Source organism: Methanothermobacter marburgensis str. Marburg (genome assembly GCF_000145295.1).
GTDB lineage: Archaea > Methanobacteriota > Methanobacteria > Methanobacteriales > Methanothermobacteraceae > Methanothermobacter > Methanothermobacter marburgensis.
On record NC_014408.1, the window covers coordinates 1,059,395 to 1,078,997 of the forward strand.

Annotated in this window: 18 protein-coding genes and 1 riboswitch; of the genes, 8 read left to right on the forward strand and 10 right to left on the reverse strand. The window is 50.4% G+C overall.

Annotation, left to right across the window (positions count from 1 at the left end):
- Positions 1-6: 6 nt before the first annotated feature.
- Entirely contained in the window at positions 7-774 is a 768-nt protein-coding gene (locus MTBMA_RS05590) for an MBL fold metallo-hydrolase (RefSeq protein WP_013295961.1), read from the reverse strand.
- Between the two features lie 94 nt (positions 775-868).
- On the reverse strand, positions 869-1,798 hold the full coding sequence (locus MTBMA_RS05595) for a DUF2121 family protein (protein ID WP_013295962.1): 930 nt from the start codon (positions 1,796-1,798) through the stop codon (positions 869-871).
- A gap of 122 nt (positions 1,799-1,920) precedes the next feature.
- Here MTBMA_RS05595 and MTBMA_RS05600 point away from each other — a divergent pair, with 122 nt between their 5' ends.
- From MTBMA_RS05600 to MTBMA_RS05625, 6 genes are all read left to right on the forward strand, one after another.
- Positions 1,921-3,954 (forward strand): thioredoxin domain-containing protein, encoded by a 2,034-nt coding sequence (locus MTBMA_RS05600; protein WP_013295963.1) that lies wholly within the window; start codon positions 1,921-1,923, stop codon positions 3,952-3,954.
- Position 3,955: 1 nt separating this feature from the next.
- Positions 3,956-5,899, forward strand: a complete 1,944-nt coding sequence (locus MTBMA_RS05605; protein WP_048901213.1) for a copper-translocating P-type ATPase — start codon at positions 3,956-3,958, stop codon at positions 5,897-5,899.
- A 72-nt stretch (positions 5,900-5,971) separates the two neighbouring features.
- Positions 5,972-6,556, forward strand: coding sequence for a rubrerythrin (gene rbr / locus MTBMA_RS05610; protein WP_013295965.1), 585 nt, complete (start codon positions 5,972-5,974; stop codon positions 6,554-6,556).
- Between the two features lie 12 nt (positions 6,557-6,568).
- Positions 6,569-6,943, forward strand: a complete 375-nt coding sequence (locus MTBMA_RS05615; protein WP_013295966.1) for a desulfoferrodoxin — start codon at positions 6,569-6,571, stop codon at positions 6,941-6,943.
- A 132-nt stretch (positions 6,944-7,075) separates the two neighbouring features.
- Positions 7,076-7,435, forward strand: a complete 360-nt coding sequence (locus MTBMA_RS05620) for a VOC family protein (RefSeq protein ID WP_013295967.1) — start codon at positions 7,076-7,078, stop codon at positions 7,433-7,435.
- Between the two features lie 151 nt (positions 7,436-7,586).
- Positions 7,587-8,075 carry a hypothetical protein gene (locus MTBMA_RS05625; RefSeq protein WP_013295968.1) on the forward strand — a complete coding sequence of 163 codons (489 nt, stop codon included), beginning with the start codon at positions 7,587-7,589 and terminating at the stop codon, positions 8,073-8,075.
- Positions 8,076-8,118: 43 nt separating this feature from the next.
- Here the strand turns inward: MTBMA_RS05625 and MTBMA_RS05630 are convergent, their stop codons facing one another.
- The 4 genes from MTBMA_RS05630 to MTBMA_RS05645 all read right to left on the reverse strand — a co-directional run bounded on the left by MTBMA_RS05630 (position 8,119) and on the right by MTBMA_RS05645 (position 11,526).
- Complete coding sequence (locus MTBMA_RS05630) at positions 8,119-9,333, reverse strand: cation:proton antiporter (protein ID WP_013295969.1); 1,215 nt, start codon at positions 9,331-9,333, stop codon at positions 8,119-8,121.
- 39 nt (positions 9,334-9,372) lie between these two features.
- A riboswitch (Fluoride riboswitch) is annotated at positions 9,373-9,435 on the reverse strand.
- 82 nt (positions 9,436-9,517) lie between these two features.
- Positions 9,518-10,675, reverse strand: a complete 1,158-nt coding sequence (locus tag MTBMA_RS05635) for an MFS transporter (protein ID WP_013295970.1) — start codon at positions 10,673-10,675, stop codon at positions 9,518-9,520.
- Between the two features lie 87 nt (positions 10,676-10,762).
- Positions 10,763-11,227 (reverse strand): prenyltransferase/squalene oxidase repeat-containing protein, encoded by a 465-nt coding sequence (locus MTBMA_RS05640; protein WP_013295971.1) that lies wholly within the window; start codon positions 11,225-11,227, stop codon positions 10,763-10,765.
- Positions 11,228-11,238: 11 nt separating this feature from the next.
- Positions 11,239-11,526, reverse strand: coding sequence for a hypothetical protein (locus tag MTBMA_RS05645; RefSeq protein ID WP_013295972.1), 288 nt, complete (start codon positions 11,524-11,526; stop codon positions 11,239-11,241).
- A 107-nt stretch (positions 11,527-11,633) separates the two neighbouring features.
- On the opposite strand from MTBMA_RS05645, the gene MTBMA_RS05650 reads away from it, so the two are divergent.
- Positions 11,634-13,811 (forward strand): DHH family phosphoesterase, encoded by a 2,178-nt coding sequence (locus MTBMA_RS05650; protein WP_013295973.1) that lies wholly within the window; start codon positions 11,634-11,636, stop codon positions 13,809-13,811.
- Positions 13,812-13,963: 152 nt separating this feature from the next.
- Here the strand turns inward: MTBMA_RS05650 and MTBMA_RS05655 are convergent, their stop codons facing one another.
- The 4 genes from MTBMA_RS05655 to MTBMA_RS05670 all read right to left on the reverse strand — a co-directional run bounded on the left by MTBMA_RS05655 (position 13,964) and on the right by MTBMA_RS05670 (position 19,075).
- Complete coding sequence (locus MTBMA_RS05655; protein WP_048901292.1) at positions 13,964-14,581, reverse strand: endonuclease III domain-containing protein; 618 nt, start codon at positions 14,579-14,581, stop codon at positions 13,964-13,966.
- A gap of 42 nt (positions 14,582-14,623) precedes the next feature.
- Complete coding sequence (locus tag MTBMA_RS05660; protein ID WP_013295975.1) at positions 14,624-15,079, reverse strand: GTP-binding protein; 456 nt, start codon at positions 15,077-15,079, stop codon at positions 14,624-14,626.
- Between the two features lie 81 nt (positions 15,080-15,160).
- Positions 15,161-16,426 (reverse strand): 3-phosphoshikimate 1-carboxyvinyltransferase, encoded by a 1,266-nt coding sequence (gene aroA / locus MTBMA_RS05665; RefSeq protein ID WP_013295976.1) that lies wholly within the window; start codon positions 16,424-16,426, stop codon positions 15,161-15,163.
- A gap of 18 nt (positions 16,427-16,444) precedes the next feature.
- Positions 16,445-19,075 carry a valine--tRNA ligase gene (locus MTBMA_RS05670; protein WP_013295977.1) on the reverse strand — a complete coding sequence of 877 codons (2,631 nt, stop codon included), beginning with the start codon at positions 19,073-19,075 and terminating at the stop codon, positions 16,445-16,447.
- 142 nt (positions 19,076-19,217) lie between these two features.
- Between MTBMA_RS05670 and MTBMA_RS05675 the strand changes: the two genes are divergently transcribed.
- The gene (locus tag MTBMA_RS05675) at positions 19,218-19,577 is read left to right on the forward strand and encodes a hypothetical protein (RefSeq protein WP_013295978.1); all 360 of its coding nucleotides are present in this window, start codon (positions 19,218-19,220) and stop codon (positions 19,575-19,577) included.
- Positions 19,578-19,603 lie beyond the last annotated feature (26 nt).

Here is a 19,603-nt window from a genome sequence, read left to right on the forward strand (position 1 = left end):
GCAAAATCAGCGGATCATGTTAAAAATGCCGCTCTCATCCAGTTCAATTTTCATCCCATCCCTCGCTGCCAGTGTACGGATCCCTGTGACCTCCTGAACCCTGAATGCCTCCATTTCAGGGTCATTGAGTATCATCTTCATTCCAAGGTGGCTCATCACCGCAAGTCCCGGTTCAACCTCCTCAACGAGTTTTATGAAGTCATCGGTGCACATGTGACCCCTTATATGGTCGTTCCCGGGCCTTATGACGCTTGCTATGAGAACATCCGCATCCCTGTGGTATTCTGAGAGCCCATCAAAGTATTCTGTATCCGATGTGTAGGATACTGTAAGATCACCGGCCCTCAGTTTGAATCCCACCCCTGTGGGGTCTCCATGCACGGTCCCTGTACCCATCACCTCAATCTCCCCTATCTCCACGGTCTCGCCGGGGGATAGTGTCAGGCAGCGAGATTTTCTCTTGTGATAATCTGATATGCAGGGACCCCAGTCCCTGTAGCCATCTATGACACTCACACTACCCACAACAGTCCCATTCTGGCGGGTCATCCCTCTTGTCATCGCCTCTATGAGTACCTCGGCGTCGGTGTAATGGTCCGTATGTGAATGTGAGACCATGACTGCATCCAGTTTTCTGGGGTCAGCATCGAACTGGTAGGACCTCACAAGGGCACCCGGACCGGGATCCACATGGATGTTCATTCCACCGAATCCATCAATTCTAAGTCCACCGGTCATCCTCTTCTGTGTTATGGTGGCGAAATCGTCCGCCACCACTCCCCAGAAATGTTAGCCTCATTTTATATCACCTATCTATGTAATGGGGGGAGATTATAAAAATCTATCCCCCTGACGATTTCTTAAAAGTCTATTCCTCAGTGCGGCAGATTATGACGTCGCACTCAAGTTTTATGTCCCTGCCGTCCACGCAGAGGTTCTCGTTCCTCACAGCGACCCCCTCACCTGCAGCCACCGCAACATCGTCTGAGAGCCTCATGAGAACATTCTCACCGGGGCCTGCAACACGTTTCCATCTGGTGTCGTAGGCCTCGACACCATCTGAAAGTTTCACCTCAACATGGTTGCCGTCCTGACTGATTACACGGCCAACCTCCCCCTCAGTGAGTATTCTGGATGCCAGTTTCATCTCCTCTCTGCGATCAAGCATCTCTTGTTTAAGTTTAGCCCTCCACTTCTGGAGGAGCCGGACGTCCCTAACGATTGTATCGCTGAGAAGCTTATGTGCGCTCCTTTTATCCAGTGAGGGACTCTTCATGAAGATATCATATTTACTGCCAACTGAGGGGGTTCTGGATGAAACGTAATCCATGAGTTCCCTGAAAAGATTTTCAACCTCCTTGAGGGTCGTCTTTGTCTTCCACCTCTTCTTAAGGAACCTGTTTGTCAGTTCCTTGGCCACCTTATTTCCGAAGACGATTATCGCAGTTTCACCCTTCTCCATGCTGGTTATCCTTGAGCCTGTGAGATCTATTATCTGATAGGCCCCTGTTGTTGCGTATATCCTTCTCCTCTTTGTCTCGAATGGGGTTTTCTGGCTTATCTCCCCAACAACCACATCCCCCAGGCTTCTCACCTTGGCTGTGTCATCTGTGACCTTTATACTGACACCAAGCTCCGACGCCCTTCTGTGGAGTTCATCGTCACTCTTTATCTTCCCACTGTATAGTTCCTCTTCAAGCTTTTCCCTCTTTGATTTATCCCCAAAGTAGGCTATTCTGCGTTTGTCTCCTGCTATCACGCATCCCCTGGTACTTATGTATGTTATGATGAGACTCATTGTGGATCACCAACAGGTACCATATTTGATTGGGGAAATAATAAATGATTCGAATCCTCACCAGCAAACGCCTCTTAATATTAATAAAGCCGGATCAACATAATTGATGTTGAGGGGAGGAAATGAAAGGTAAAGAATTCACTAATTCTCTGATAAATGAGAAGAGTCCCTACCTGCTTCAGCATGCCCACAACCCTGTTAACTGGTACCCGTGGGGGGATGAGGCATTCCAGCTGGCAGGGGAGGAAGAAAAACCCATATTTCTATCCATAGGCTACTCGACATGTCACTGGTGCCATGTGATGGCACGGGAATCCTTTGAGGACCCTGAAATCGCAGACATACTCAATGAAAACTTTGTGGCTGTCAAGGTTGATAGGGAGGAGCGCCCTGACATCGACGCCATATACATGAAGGTCTGCCAGATGATGACCGGGACAGGTGGCTGGCCCCTCACCATCATCATGACACCTGAGGGGGAACCATTCTTTGCAGGAACCTACTTCCCGCCCGACGACCGGGGCGGTGTACCAGGCCTCAGGACAATCCTCGAAAGGGTGGTTCTGCTCTGGAAGAACGACCCTGATGGAATAGTAAAAACTGCCAGGGATGTTGTCAGTGCCCTTAAAAAGTCTGTGGCGAAAGCATCCAAACTCAAACCTGAAACCGTGGATGCAGCATATGAGTATCTAAGGAGGAACTTCGATACCCGGAACGGCGGCTTCGGGTCCTACCAGAAGTTCCCGACACCCCACAACATCTACTTCCTCCTGAGGTATCACCTGAGGCGAGGGGACGATGAGGCCCTGAGGATGGTTAACCTTACCCTAAGGAGGATGAGGTACGGGGGCATATATGACCAGCTGGGCTACGGATTCCACAGATACGCGGTTGAACCCACCTGGACTGTGCCACACTTTGAGAAGATGCTCTATGATCAGGCACTGATACTGAAAGCCTACCTGGAGGCCTTCCAGGTTACCTGTGATGATCTCTACAAAAAAACCGCCCTTGAGATTGTTGAATACGTTCTTGGAAACCTCCAGTCCCCTGAGGGGGCTTTCTATTCAGCAGAGGATGCCGAGAGTGAGGGAGTTGAGGGTAAGTACTACCTCTGGAGGGCCTCTGAGATACGCGAGGTCCTGGGGGATGACGCAAACGTTGTAATGCGCTACTTCAACGTCCTTGAGGATGGAAACTTTGCAGGTGATGTGAGGGGGGAGAACATACTCCACATTGGCTCCCCATGGAGGGTTGCAGATGAGTTCAACCTCACACTTGATGAGCTCAATGAGATCATAGAGAATGCAAGGAGGCACCTCCTTGAGAGGAGGATGGAGCGGCCGACCCCCGCCCTGGATGATAAGATATTAACTGACTGGAACGGCCTTATGCTTGGGGCCCTTGCAGCGTGTGGGAGGATCCTCGACAGCGAAGAGGCCCTGGCCGCCGCAGAGAGATGCCTCAAATTCATCATGGACAACCTACACGTGGATGGTGAGCTTCTTCACCGCTACCGTGACTCGGAGGCTGGAATAGACGGAAAGCTCGATGATTACGCATTCCTCATCTGGGGCCTCCTTGAGTTGCATGATGCGACCTTCAGGGAGGGTTACGTTGAGATGGCCCTTGAACTATCAGAATCCCTTGAGGATAGATTCGGTGCCCCTGATGGTGGATTCTATTTAACCGATGACCCCAAGCTAATAGTAAGACCCATGGATGCGACTGATGGTGCTATACCCTCAGGAAACTCTGTGCAGATGCTTAACCTCCTGAGGCTGGGAGGCATCCTCGAGGATGATGATCTAACAGAATCTGCCAGGGGCGTGATGAGGGCCTTTGCCGGTGATGTTGAATCTGCACCGGCAGCCCACACATTCCTCCTCTCCAATTTAGAGTGGGCCATCAGTGGAGGGAGGTCACTCACCGTCGTATGCAGCGGAAACCCCGTTATACCCGTGGAGCTCATGAAGAAACTGATACCTGACTTCACCATGACCGTTATGCCCCGTGACTGGCCCATTGCACCCCCACACCTTAGGGGTAAGAGGGCCCCGCCTGAGGGCTGCGCCTACTACCTCTGTGATGGCAGCAGATGCTACCCCCCGCTGAATGATCCCAGAGACGTCATGGAACACTTGGGGGTGATCTAGGATGGAGATGCACAGACACCATGAAATGGAATACAGGAGGCGGTTCATTGTATGCCTCCTACTTACCATCCCTGTTATCCTGCTTGGTGAACTGCCAACAGGGACTGTTCTGGTAAGCTTTGAGGGTAGTGAATTCGTTGTTCTGATTATATCCTCCATCATCTTCTTCTATGGGGGCTACCCCTTCCTGAGGGGATCCCTGAGGGAGATCTCATCCCGAACCCCCGGTATGATGACCCTCATCGCAGTGGCCATAACCATGGCGTACATCTACAGCCTGGGGGTACTGGCGGGCCTTGAGGGTATGGTATTCTTCGTTGAACTTGTAACCCTTATTGACGTCATGCTACTGGGGCACTGGATCGAGATGAGATCCGTCCGGAGCGCCTCAGGGGCCATTGAGAGGCTTGCAAGGCTCATCCCCAAGAAGGCCCACCTCCTGGTCGACGGGAAGGTTGAGGATGTTGATGTGGCCGACCTCAAACCAGGTGACATTGTGCTTGTGAGGTCAGCGGAGAAGATACCCACTGATGGAACCGTGATAAAGGGGGAGTCCCATGTAAATGAGGCGCTGCTCACAGGGGAGTCCGTTCCCATCAGAAAATCCCCTGGTGACCTGGTTATTGGGGGTTCCATCAACACCGGAGGCTCCCTAACCGTGGAGGTGGAGCGTGTTGGTGAGGAATCATTCATTTCCCAGATAATCCAGCTTGTGGGAACGGCCCAGGAGGGAAGGACAAGAACGCAGGTGCTGGCAGACAGGGCGGCATTCTGGTTAACCCTTGTCGCCCTTACAGGGGGGGCTATCACATTCACAGCGTGGTACGCAATTGGTATGGGAGCCTTCTTCTCACTTGAAAGGTCAGTGACGGTCATGGTCACCGCCTGCCCCCATGCCCTGGGACTTGCAATACCCCTTGTGATAGCGGTCTCCACCGCAATCTCAGCAGGAAGGGGGATACTCATAAGGAACCGGAAAGCCTTCGAAAACGCCATGAACCCTGATGTTGTTGTCTTTGACAAGACAGGGACACTGACTGTTGGTGAGCTGGGAATAACCGATGTCATATCCTTTGACCCTGAAATGGATGAAGGGGAAATACTATCCTATGCTGCAGCCGTTGAGTCAGCCTCCAGTCACCCCATAGCCAGGGGCATAGTTGAGGCCGTGGATGAGGTGCTCCCTGTGGAGAACTTTGCGGCGATAGGTGGAAGGGGCGTCATGGGGCATGTGAACGGATCAAGGGTGAAGGTACTCAGCTACAGTTACACAGAGGAACTCGGACTCATGGTTAAGGACCCCCGGGTTGATGAACTCATGGAGCAGCCAAAAACCACGGTCTTTGTAACCGTGAATGATGAACTGAAGGGCTGCATTGCCCTTGCAGATGTCATACGCCCAGAGGCAAGGGAGGCCACTAGGATTCTCAAATCAAGGGGTGTAAGGTGCCTGATGTTAACCGGTGACAGCCAGAGGGTCGCCGAGTGGGTTGCCTCAGAACTTGGCATTGAAGAATACCAGGCAGAACTCATCCCCCAGGAGAAATATGAGGTCATAAGGGGGCTGCAGGACGATGGACTCAGGGTTGCCGTGGTGGGGGATGGTGTCAACGACGCCCCGGCCCTTGCACAGGCAGATATAGGAATAGCCATAGGGGCCGGGACCGACGTGGCGATCGAAAGTGCGGATGTGGTGCTTGTGAGGAGCAACCCCCTGGATGTTGTTGACCTCATGGACCTTGCATCGGCCACCTACAGCAAGATGAAGGAGAACCTGATCTGGGCCACAGGTTACAACGTCATAGCCCTCCCCCTTGCTGCTGGGGTGCTGTATGGTCAGGGCCTTATCCTGACGCCAGCCATGGGGGCCATACTCATGTCTGTAAGTACTGTCATAGTGGCCCTCAACGCCAAGACATTCAGCTTCAGGGGTCAGAGCGGTTAGGTTCACAGCCAGGGAACATAAAATGAAAGGATTAAATATGAGTTGATGGCATATATTAGATGGGTGAAAAAAATGAAAAGGACCCTGGAGAACCTTACAAAGGCCTTCATTGGTGAAAGCCAGGCAAGGAACAGGTACACCTTCTATGCGAAAATTGCAAAGAAGGAGGGATTCGAGCAGATATCCGAGATATTCCTGACCACCGCGGACAATGAGAGGGAACACGCCAAGTGGCTCTTCCGCCTCATAAATCAACTCAGAGAGGAAGCAGGGGATGAGCCCGAGTCCACTGTTGTGGATGCCGAGGCTCCCCTCATACTTGGAAGTACCGATGAGAACCTGATAGCTGCCATTGCAGGTGAGCACTACGAGAACAGCGAAATGTACCCTGAATTTGCCGATGTTGCAGAGGAGGAGGGGTACCCTGAGATTGCCAAGAGGCTCAGGGCGATAGGAGAGGCAGAGAAGCACCACGAGGAACGTTACAGAAAGCTCCTTAAACTTGTTGAAACAGGCAAAGTTTACAGGAAGGATGAACCTGTGGTCTGGGTCTGCAGGAAGTGTGGCTACGTCCATGAGGGTACAGAGCCACCAGAGAAGTGTCCATCATGTGACCACCCCGCCAGGTACTTCCAGGTGAAATGTGAGGAGTACTAGAAGGGAAGCCACATGACAGAAAGGAACCAGATATTCCGGTGCAACGTCTGCGGAAACATCGTTGAGGTGCTCAACCCCGGTGCGGGTCAGCTTGTATGCTGCAACCAGCCAATGGAGCTCCTCGTTGCAAGAAGGACAGATGTTGGCCCTGAAAAGCACGTGCCCGTTGTTGAGAGGAGCGGCGATGGGATCAGGGTTAAAATTGGTGAGGTACCCCACCCAATGGAGGAGAACCATCACATACAGTGGGTAGAGGTCATAGCAGGGGAGGAGGTCCACAGGAGGGATCTCAGTCCAGGTGACAGGCCAGAGGCTGAATTCCCTGTTGACCCTGACTCAGAGTTCATGGTGAGGGCCTACTGCAATATACATGGACTCTGGTACTGAGATGGTCCAATCAACCCTTAAATTAATCCATAGAATGAATTTTGCTGCTCTAAATTTAAATAAGAAGTATCTGGGCATGTATTAGTATGTACGGGATCCTCTAGAGAGTTTTTATGGAAGGAGGCTTTATTTATGAAAATTAAATACATAACCATGATAGTTGAAGATATGGATGAATCCGTCCGATTTTACAGGGATGTCATGGGTTTTGAGGTGGATAGCCACTATGACCTCGGAGATCATGGTGAGATAACCCTCCTCAGGGGTGATGGGGAAACCATGGTGGAGCTCATAAGGAATCCCATCAATAAACAGGGGTTATTCTCGGTGGGAATGGACGTTGATGACCTTGAAGTCACACTCAGGGAGCTGAGATCCCGTGGGGCAAAGGTTGTAATGGAACCAACACCCATAACGGTGGGAAAACTTGCATTCATAGAGGACCCCAATGGGGTGAGGATAGCCCTGATTCAGCACATGGACAGTGAGTGAAGATTAATTTACAGATTATCTGACTCCATACCAGTGAAGAATCCTGACACCATAAACCCCATAGTTACAGACCATCTGGCTCCATAACTGCCAAAAAAAACTGAGCCCATAAACCCAAAACTTTTATTTTTCAAATTATAAAATCCTCTCCATGAAGCGGATCTATCTTATTGCACTCCTTCTTCTTACCGTGAGTGTGAGTGGATGCATAACTTCAGGGAACAGCAGCATCAACCAGCTTACCCCCCAGATAAATGATCATATAAAGAAGGGTGATGCTTATTTCAATGAATCAGCACTTGCAGCAAACAGCTTCAAACTGGACGAGGCGCTTTCAAAGTGTGAACTTGCAGAGAGTGAGTACAGTTCCGCAAGGAGCCTTGCATCCGAGGCCCTGGGTCATGCTAAGGATGCAGGTGACCCCATAGTGGTCAACTACATCGAACTACTGGTCTCTGAGCTGGAGGCAAAACTCAACGCCACCTACCAGCTTAAGAATGCCATACAGATGTTCACACTGAACGATACCGAGAGCGGGAACTCCAATATAGAACTTGCAAATGGTTACATGCTGAGTGCAAAGGAATTTGAAAGAAAAAGACAGGAAATTGTAAATAAAAATCCTGAGAGGTTCAGTTAACCCACAGTACACACTTTTTATAAACTGAAAGGTTCAGGTCCCCTTATGGGGTCCCTTCAACCTGGGTCCCTTCAACCTCCAGGAACCTTTCCCCTGTGATTCTAACAGCCAGCGATCCCACAGGTGCTGTGAAAAGTATGGCAAGCACCGCCATTGCGAGTATTGTTTGACCCGCTGCAACCCCCGCAGCAAGGGGTATGGCACCCACAGCTGCCTGCACAGTAGCTTTTGGTATGTATGCTGCTATGCAGAATACTTTTTCCCTCAAATTAAGGTTGGAGCCCCTGAGTGCCAGGAGCACACCCATGCTCCTTGCTGCAAGTCCCAGGACTATCACCGCAAGTCCCAGGAGCCCCACCTGGAATATGAGTTTAACGTCAACCGCTGCCCCCACAAGCACGAAGAGCAGTATCTCTGCAAATATCCATACCTTGTTGAATTTCTCAGAGAGCTTGAGTCCTGTCTCAGGCATCCTCTCAAGTATAACAAGCCCTGTTACCATCACGCCAACGAGTGCGGCTATCGGGACATGTGCACTGAGTATATCCCCTGCATTTTTAAGAAGTATTGCAGCGCCCAGGATGATAAGCGTCTTCTCAGTGTTTCTTATCTCAAATTTCCTGAAGAGATACACCAGGGCAAGGCCAAGGGCAAGACCTGCAACTATACCTGTCAGAATGGACATCGGAACCCCCAGGGCCTCCACAAGGAAGTTAACCTGCTGTCCCTGATACATTCCCAGGAACACCGAGAAGAGGGTTATTGAAACAACGTCATCCACAGATGCACCTGTGAGTATAATGGTGGGTATACCCTTGGCTGTCCCCATCCTCCTCTCAATGAAGGATAGCATCTGTGGGACTATAACCGCAGGTGAAACCGCGGCTATAACAAAACCAAGGATACCCGCCTCTATGAGTGGAAGCCCCAGTATGTAGTGGGCCGCGAACATCACAGCGAACCCCTCAACCACGTCGGGTATGAAACTCATCTTAACTGCCGTCATACCCACCTTTCTGAGGCTTTCAAGGTTTATACCGAAACCAGCCCTCAGGAGGATTATTATGAGTGCTATGACCCTGAGGTCCGGTGAAACGTCCATTATACTCTTTGATATCAGGTTAAGTCCATGGGGACCTATCAGCATGCCAAGTACAAGCATCCCCGTGATTCCAGGTATTCCGATACGGTTGAATACTCTGCTGAACAGAAGGCCAAGTAAGATAATAACAGCTACGCTGAATGCAACATACTCCAAATTGATACCTCCATCTGGAGGATAGCTCCTCCTACATTTTTTTCTGCAGGAGTCATCAGCCAGAAAAAGCGTTTAAAGGTGGACTCCATCACCTATAGATTGAACTTTCAGACTGATTTTATATAAGTTTTGCGGTTGCTTCACCTAATGAACCTTCCCCCCATCTTTTCAATACCACCTGCCTTTATCTAGAATCCTGCCCCTCCATCCTTTCAATACCAGCTATTACAGCTATGGCAGCCGACTGAGTTACAAGTGAGAAGAGGACAACCGCGGGTATCCATACACCATAGAGGTAACCCATAAGAAGGCTTCCTGAAAACCAGGCAACCCCGAACACCATGTTGAAAGTCCCGTAGGCTGAGCCCCTCCTCTCTGGTGGGGAAAACCTTGAGACTGCAGCCCTCATAACAGACTCCTGGGCACCCATACCCACACCCCAGAGTGCGGCGCCAGTAACCGCTGCCAGTGAGCCGCCAAGGAAGGCTAGGGGGGCATAGAGCATGGATATGAATACTGCGAGGGCCATAACCCTGAAACCATACCTGTCAAAGTACCTTCCGAAGATGAGCGCTGATACGGCATCTGTAAGCATGGCAAGGGAATAGAGGACAGGAATCATTGAGGGTTCCAGAACCCCGCTCACTCCAAGGTGGTAACCCACAAGTGGAAAATCGGCGTAACCGAGGGCTATGAAACATACAGCGAGCATGTAAATCCAGTAGGATCCCCTGAAGGACGTGTAATCGATCCGGGTTGAGGTTTCAAGTTCACCTGGACGTGGGAAGAGGAGGTAACCTGCAGTTAGAACTGAGAGTGCCATGATCGCTGGAACTGCAAGGACCAGGAACCCCTCCCTGAACCCTCCACCAAGTGCCAGGACCAGGAAAACTATGAAAGGTCCTGCAACAGCCCCGATCTGGTCGAGGGCCTCATGTATCCCAAATCCAGTTCCATGACCCATAGTGGAGGAGGCATATGATAAAATAGCATCCCTGGGTGGTGTCCTGAGGCCCTTACCCACCCTCTCAATTATTATCAGGAGAACCGCCACCTGCCAGTTACCTGCAAATGCAAGTAGAGGCACGGCGATCAGGTTGATAATGTAGCCTGCAAATGTTATGAACCAGTACCTCCCGGTTCTATCTGAGACGTACCCTGAAAGGAACCTTATGAGGTACCCGGAGAGTTCACCGAACCCTGCCGCGAATCCAACCATGAATGCGCTGGCACCGAGAAAGGCCATGAATGGTCCCGTTATTCCCCTAGCACCCTCATAGGTCATGTCTGCGAAGAGACTCACAATTCCAAGTATGATTATGAATTTAGTTGCCCTATTCATGATAAAGCCCCATCAGAAAAATGAATTTCCCTCCTCTTCCGAATTTAACTGCTTGTAAATCCTATAACAGAACATGATAATCATCACTCAACGCCCGCTGAAGAGCATATAAACCGCCCTGTAGGTGTACTCCGGTTCAGATATACCCATATAAAGTGACCTCCTGAACCCTCCATCAGGGTTTCTCAGTTTCAATATAAAGTCCTCCACGTCATATTTCCTTCCCCTGAGGATCTCATTGAGTCTGAATCCTGCGTAAACCGTCTCAAGGTAGGGTGGATAGGATAGGGGTGTGAAGTTCCACCCACCATCACCCCAGCAGGAATCAGCAAATTCAAGCACATCCTTCCTGCTGAAACCAACACCATGGGCCTCCAGTATCTCAACTGCAAAGTGTGTGTTTATGATGTCTGACCCGTACCTTCCAAATCCGCCGTCATCGTTCTGAAGCGAAAGAACCCATTTGGGGACCCCCTCAAGGTATTCGCCATGGAGACGGAGGACCGAATCCATGTAATACGTTATTTCAAGCTTTGATTTCCTGTAGGACATTCTGAGAAGATCTAGAAACCTTTTTTTACCCGGAACTCCCTGCCATAATCAGCCAGCAAACTGCACCTGTAGAAAAGTCCCTGGGCAGCGAAGCTACCCCTTGAGTGCAGTTCCTCAAGCCAGTCAAGGGTTCTACGGATATCATCTGGGAGAGAATCTATGACCTCCAAGGACTTTATGGCGTAATACGTGTTTTTAGAGTCAGGAAGCCCCTCATATAGTGTGTAACCCCCTGATGGGTGTCTCCTCCTGTCAAAAAAGTTAATTATCCCCTCAACTATGGGTGATGTCCCCGACATGTTATTCCTCCAGCTCCACAACAATCAAATATAAATAATGAACACCGCCATTATATAATAAGTTCCTGTTATTTATCATTAAATAAATCGTTTCTATGAGGAATACCATGATCCAGTCATGTAGTGAATGTAAGGGTAAGGGTTACCGTGTTAAAAGTTACAAAATATGCAGCGCATGCCATGGGACAGGCTACCAATCAACAGAGGATATTAAGGACCACTTCAAGGGTGTGTCAAACACTGCAAGGCAGAGATTCGACCTTGAGGAGGCCCATGACGTGCCCTGCGAGGTATGCAGGGGAAAGGGTGAGGTCGAGGTGAGGGAACCCTGCCCCGCCTGTGGGGGTAAGGGTGAGGTTAACATATGCCCCTCATGTGGAAAGAGGATAAGTGGCAGGGACGAGTACTGCCCTGACTGCCAGAAGAAGGAACACGTCTACGTCCTCCACCCTGCATGCACCATCGACGACCTTGAGGTCGGAAGCGTATACAGGGGGAAGATAACGAGGATAGAAAAATATGGCGTATTTGTGAGCCTCAACAGCCATGTCTGGGGGCTCATGAGGGGCCTGTTCCCTGACCACAGGATCGGTGACGAAATATTCGTCAGGGTATCCCATGTGAAGCCCTATAAGGGCGAGGTTGACATGATACCCGCCAGTATAAAGGGACCATATGAGATCGTTAAATTAAAAAAGGACCTCCCAAGGACAAGAATAGCTGATATAGACACCAAGAGTCTTGGTAAAACAGTGAGAATAGTGGGTGAGGTCATACAGATACAGCAGACCTCAGGACCAACAATATTCACAATCTCAGATGAGACAGGGACAACCTGGGCAGCGGCCTTTGATGAGCCAGGCATAAGGGTCTACCCCCACATCCAGATAGGACACATAGTTGAGGTTATAGGTGAGGTTAACCAGCACACCGGTAAGATCCAGATAGAATCAGAGTCCATTGAACGCCTCATAGGAAAGGATGCTGCTGAGGCAAGGAGGCTCATCGATGAGGCAATTGACAGGAGGGCAGAACCTAAGAGGAAGGACCTCCTCATAGAAAGCGAAACCCTTGAAAAACTGAGGCCAAAACTCATTGAAGCAGCCAAGGCCATAAGAAGGGCAATATACGATGGAAGATCCATACTGGTAAGGCACCATGCAGACGCCGATGGTATATGTGCAGGTGTGGCCATAGAAAAGGCAGTTGTGCCCCTGCTGAGGGAACTGAACCCGAGCACAGATGCAGAGTGGCACTACTTCAAGAGGGCCCCAAGTAAGGCCCCGTTCTATGAACTGGAGGACGTGGTGAAGGACCTTTCCTATGCACTTGAGGACCTGGAAAGGCACGGGCAGAAACTCCCCCTCCTTGTGCTCCTTGACAACGGGTCGACAGAGGAGGACATACTCGCCCTCATGAAGGCAAAGATCTATGACATCGAAATAGTGGTCGTGGACCACCACTACCCGGGTGAGGTCACCGATGGAAGGGTGGAGGTTGATGAATACGTTGACGTGCACGTGAACCCATACCTGGTGGGTGGGGACTCCCAGATAACGGCTGGTGCCCTTTCAGTGGAGATAGCCAAGATGATAAACCCTGAGATCACCGAGAGGATCCTGCACCTCCCCGGCATTGCTGCTGTGGGGGACCATGCAAACTCCCCTGAAGCCGAAGGTTACATTGAACTCGCAGGTGAGCGGGGCTATGAACGGGAGGAGCTTGAAAAAATAGCCGCCTGTGTTGACTTTGAGGCTTTTTACCTCCGATTCATGAATGGAAGGGGCATAATAGACACCATCCTTGGTCTTGGAAATCTTGATAAGCACAAAAAACTGGTGGACGCCCTCTACAGGGAATACGAGAGAAAGGTTGATACCCAGCTCCGGGCCGCGATACCCAACCTCAAATCCACGATGCTCCCCAATGGTATACTCTTCAATGTCCTTGACGTTGAGAAGTACTCACACCGCTTCACCTTCCCTGCCCCCGGCAAGACCTGCGGCTTCGTCCATGACTACATGGTCCAGAAGCACGGCGAGGAGACACCAATAATCACCCTTGCCTATGGACCGGACTTCGGGGTTATAAGGGCAACCGATGCTGTGAATGAGAAATTCGGGTTCAACCTCAACGAGATAGTCTGGGAACTGGCAGAGGAGATTCCTGAGGCGGTGATCGATGGGGGTGGACATGAATGCGCAGGGTCACTCAAGTACATTGAGGGCCTCTCAAAGAAGGTTTTATCAGCCTTTGCAGAGAAGGTGGCATCCCTCAGGGAATAAAAAATCAATTAAATTGATATTTTTTTCCTGTGACGCTCTGAGAAACTAGACTTCTAGATTTTAATTTTGAATAGATTGACTCTAATCTTATTTTAATTAATCAAGTATCCCCTCATGAATGCCTGAAAAAAGTAAATATTAACTCCTAAACATCAGGTTTTTTCCCTTTCGTCCATCAAGCTCTTATAGTAGTCGCATTCATCTGCAATGGGACATTCCTCATGCCTCGGACCCACTGGCCTGCATATGTCCTGTCCGAACTGGACCATGAGGTCATTGAGTTCTATCCAGTATTTCCTGGGTATGACCTCCATGAGGACCCTCTCGGTCTCCTCAGGTGTCCTGGTGTTCACAAGGCCTATTCTGTTTGATATCCTGTGGACATGTGTATCAACAGGGACCACTGGCTTATTGAATGCATATACAAGTACACAGTTTGCTGTTTTCCTCCCAACACCTGGAAGTTTAAGGAGTTCATCAATGTCATCAGGGACCCTCCCCCCGTATTCCTCAAGGAGAATCCGCGAAACCTCCCTGATCCTCCGTGCCTTGACGTGATAGAAGCCAGCCTTCCTTACAAGCTGCTCCAATTTCTCAACCGGTGCATATGCAACGTCCTCCATGGTGGGGTACTCAGAGAACAGCCTGGCGGTTGCCTCATCGGTGTTCTCGTCCCGGGTCCTCTGGGAGAGTATTGTTCTTATGAGGACACGGTAGGGGTCCCTGTCCTCAAAGACCCTGAGGGAGTAGAGGCTCCTAAGACCCTCCATTATCCTGTCAATATCCCTGATGGATACCACCGGAAAAAAGAATCAGTTAAGTTTCTGGAGCAGAAGCTGAAGACCGTCCATCAGCCCCTCACCCTCGGTTGCAATGGTGGGCAGAACATCCACATCCCTGTCAATCTCAAGTTCAGAATCATCAAGGTCCTGTTTATTTGAGAACACAACGTATGGGATGTTTTTCTCCTCAAGTTCTGCCATTATCTCCTTCTCAGCCAGGGTTACCCCCCTTGAGTTATCCACCACTATTATGGCGGCATCAAGGCCATTGGAGATGATCTCAAGCATGAACTTGAACCTCTCGTGGCCGGGTGTTGCAAAGAGGTGTATCTTCTCACCGTTAACGATGCAGTTACCATAATCCAGTGCCAGTGTTGTGCCCTTGTACTCAACCTTTGTTATCTTATCACAGAGCTGCTCAAGGGTGGTTGTTTTACCGGTATCATAATCCCCGAAGATTACAACCTTTGTCTCCTTATTTTTCATTATAATCAACTCACACTCATTTATAGTTAAGTATAATGTCTGAATGCTGTGTCCCTATTTTATGTACCATATTTTATATATTTAATGCTGTGGGAGGTTTATTCGACACCCAATTGACCTCATCCTCTCTGGAAAATCAGGGAACGAAACACTGAAGACCTCACCATCCATTATTGTTATACCCTCCCTGAGACCTATGAGGGTGAATGCCATTGCAAGTCTGTGGTCGCCGTGGGATGAGACCACTCCACCCCTCACACCACCCTCAATGACCATGCCGTCCCGCAGCTCCTTAACATCCACTCCCAGTTTTCCAAGTTCAGTGGCGCATGTCCTTATCCTGTCTGTTTCCTTGTACCTTGCATGTTCAACCCCCCTTATCTCGGTTCGTCCATCTGCAAGGGCCCCAAGGACCGCTACAGTTGGGAGGAGGTCCGGGGCGTCATGGAGGTCCGCCTGGACACCTGAAAGTTCCCCTGTGGATGATACAACCACGTGGTTATCTCCCACCACAACATCGGCCCCCATCTCACTGATTATGTCAAGTATGATACGGTCGCCCTGCCTGGAATCCCTGAAGAGGTTCTCGATTCTGACCTCCCCGCCTGCAACTGCAACTGCCCCTGCAAGGTAGGATGCAGAGGAGTAGTCACCCTCAACCGTGTACGTCCTTCCCCTGTACCTGGATGGTTCAACAGAGAATACCCCATCAGAGTATTCCACCGGGACAGAGAATTTCTCCATCACATCAAGGGTCATGTCAACGTAGGGCCTTGATATGAACTCCCCCTCAACCTTCAGGTCAACGCCCTCTGAGAGGGGTGCTGCTATGAGGATCGAGGATATGAACTGTGAACTTAGACTCCCCTCTATTGATGTCTCACCGCCCCTGAATCCTCCCTTTATAATAACAGGTGGGAGGCCGTTCATCCTTGAGGATACTGCCTCAACACCCAGTGGTTTGAGGGCGTCCAGGAGGGGCTGCATGGGTCTTGTCCTGAGGGACTCATCACCGGTGAGTACAGTGTAGTTCTCTGCAAGGCCAGCCACCGAGGTCATGATGCGCAGTGTTGTCCCTGAATTTCCAAGGTATACAACATCGTCGGGTGTTTCAAGTTCACCCCCGCTTCCGGTGACGGACCATTTCTCATTGCCCTCTATGTCAACCCCGAATGCCCGGCAGGCCTCCACTGAGGAGAGGGTGTCCTCTGCCACAAGGGGGTCCCTGATCTCTGATATGCCATCTGCAAGAGCCGCCACTATGACTGCCCTGTGGGTGTAACTCTTGGATGGTGGGGCTTTGACTGTCCCTGAAAGTTCAGGTGAAACATCAACTTTAAGTTCCATTGAAACACCTCGAGGGGATCATCGCACGATTTCTATTATGATCTCAGGTTCATCCATGTTGAGCACATCGACCCTTTCGCCGGCTGTTCCCACAACCTCCTTTCTGAAGCTTATGTATTCAGCTGTGAGTCTTCTTCCAGCAACCTCTATTTCCCCATTCTCCTGGAGTTCATCGTAGACATCCTGGGGGTCAGATCCCTGGAGATGGGAGATTATGGCCGGGGCGTCTCCCCTGAACTCGGGCCCTATCCTGTCCATTCTCGGTTCAAGTTCCACGACCCTCTCTGTTATTTCAGGTTCACCCGTCTCAAGGCCCACCTCAGATATATTCATTGTCCCTGCTATGTCCTGGAGGAATGGTTCTAGCATTGCCGCTGAATCCTCATCCGTGTATATGGTGGCTGATCGGAGGGGTGCGTTGAGGGGCATCTTTGATGATGACTTGAACCTCCTGATTTCACCTATAACCTCAACTGAAATGTCACCCATCCTCTCGATCTCAGGGTCAACCAGCTCAGGTCGGTACTCTGGCCAGCCTTTCACATGTATTGATCCCTCACCGATGTGCTGGTGAACCTCCTCTGTGAAGTGGGGTGTCACCGGGGCAAGGAGCCTGAGGCATGTCTCGAGAACCATCCTGAGGGTGGTCTGGGCTGCCACCCTTGAGGCCCCATCCCCCTCTGAGTACAGGCGGTACTTGACAGCCTCGATGTACTCGTCACAGAAGTCATGCCAGACGAACTTCTGGATCCTCCCCACCGCTGCTGCGAAGTTGTACTCCTCCAGACTCTCTGTAACGTCCCTCACCAGGTTCATGAGCCTGGAGAGTATCCAGCGGTCAAGCGGTCTGAATTCCGCCTCCCTGTCATCTCCCAGGTGGATGCTTATGAATCTGAATGCATTCCAGAATTTCCTCAGGAACTTGTAGCCGTACTTCACGTCCTTCCAGGCAAATGGAACGTCTGACCCTGGCACACTCCCTGCGGCCCAGAGCCTCAGTGCATCGGCACCGTAGTCCTCAAGGACCTCCTCAGGTGCTATAACATTTCCCCGGGACTTGCTCATCTTGTGTCCGTCCTCCCCGAAGACCATCCCGTTTATCACTATCTCACTGAAGGGTTTCTCACCGGTGAGTGCCATGCATCTCAGTATGGTGTAGAATGCCCAGGTACGGATTATGTCGTGTCCCTGTGGCCTCAGATTTGCGGGGAAGAGGTCCCTGTAGGATTCATCTGGCCATCCTGCAACCGAGAGAGGGGATATTGAACTGTCCATCCAGGTGTCCAGGACATCCTCCTCCCCAATGAATTCTGTGCTTCCGCATTCACATTTTATCCCTGGATCGTCCCTTGTTGGGTCAACTGGCAGCATATCCTCATCTGCAACGTGGACCCTTCCGCATTCCTTACAGTACCACACTGGTATGGGTGTTGCGAATATCCTCTGCCTTGATATGCACCAGTCCCAGTCCATGGACCCTGTCCAGTTGAGGAGCCTCGTCTTCATGTGTTCGGGCACCCATTCCATTTCCTCAGCAGCCCTTCTAACATCGGGTATGAGTTTCTTTACCGCCACAAACCACTGCTTCTTGACCAGGATCTCTATCGGTGTCTTGCACCTCCAGCAGGTGCCCACGTTCTGCTTTACAGGCTCCTTTCTCAGGAGGAAGCCCTCCCTTTCAAGGTCCTCAACTATCTGTTCCTTGCACTCCCTTATGGTAAGACCCTTATATTTGCCTGCGGCCTCTGTCATATATCCCCTTTCATCTATCGCCTCTATAATGTCAAGGTTATGGCGGTTGACCCAGGTAACGTCCGTCTTGTCCCCGAAGGTACATATCATGACAGCACCGGTACCGAATTCAGGGTCAACATCAGGGTCCTTTATCAGTTTAACCTTCTGGCCGAAGAGGGGTACCTCTATCTCCTTACCCTCAAATTCACTGAATCTATCATCATCAGGGTGCACAGCCACAGCCACGCAGGCTGCCATGAGCTCCGGCCTTGTTGTGGCTATCTCTATATCTTCACCACCATCGACAGGGAACCTCACATAGTTGAGGTTTGTCTCGTTCTCAACGTATTCGACCTCTGCAAAGGCTATCGCAGTCTCACACCTGGGGCACCAGTTGACCGGGTGCACACCCTGGTATATGAGGCCGTCCTCATACATGCGGAGGAATGAGAGCTGGGTTCTTCTCATGTACTCAGGGGTCATGGTCACGAATTCGTGGCTCCAGTCCTGGCTGAAGCCAAGGCGCTGCATCTGCTCCTTCATCATCTTTATGTTTTCCTGTGTGAGTTCCACACAGAGGCGCCTGAATTCCTCACGTGACACGTCACTCTTCTTTATGTTGTGGGTCTCCTCAACCTTGACCTCCGTTGGGAGACCATGACAGTCCCAGCCCTGGGGGAAGAGGACATCGAATCCCCTCATCCTCCTGAACCTTGCTATTATGTCCATGTAGACCCAGTTGAGTACGTGGCCCATGTGTATGGATCCTGTTGGGTATGGTGGTGGCGTGTCTATGATGTACCTGGGCTTTGTCCCTGACCCTATGAAGCGGTATATGTCATCTTCCTGCCATTTTTTCTGCCATTTAACCTCGTTTTTATGGTTGTAATCCTTTGGGATCTGGTTATCGGTCATCTTATTCTCTCCCTGATAGAAGCTGTGAAGTGCTGGAAAAGTTATATGATAATATTCACTACCCAATCTTTATAAAGATGTTTGAATACTCTAACTTTGTGAAGAAATAAAAGGAGAGCAAGTTCTCATATGGTGAATGCCAATGGAGTTGATCTGGTTCTACATAGCACTCTTCCTTGCAATAAGTGATGAGATACACACGAGGATACTCTGGAATGTCTTCTTTGATTTCTACATACTTCTTGCCGGGATAATAAAGGAGACCGTCTCATCGAACATCCAGCTGTGGCTGGTCCATGAGGGTCTGGAGGCCCTCTTCCACTTCATAGTGCTGTCCCTTGTGTTTCTCTCATTTGAGATAGGGTTCCTCGCAGCCCTCATACACCTTGTTGTGGATCTTTACCATCAGCTGAGCGGGGTGGACCATGGATGGCTGTATCACAGGGCCCTCCACTTCACCGTGGAATCGGTTTTCTTCATAATGGTCTTCTCTGCCCTCTAAAAGGCCCGTTTCCTTTTAAAATAATT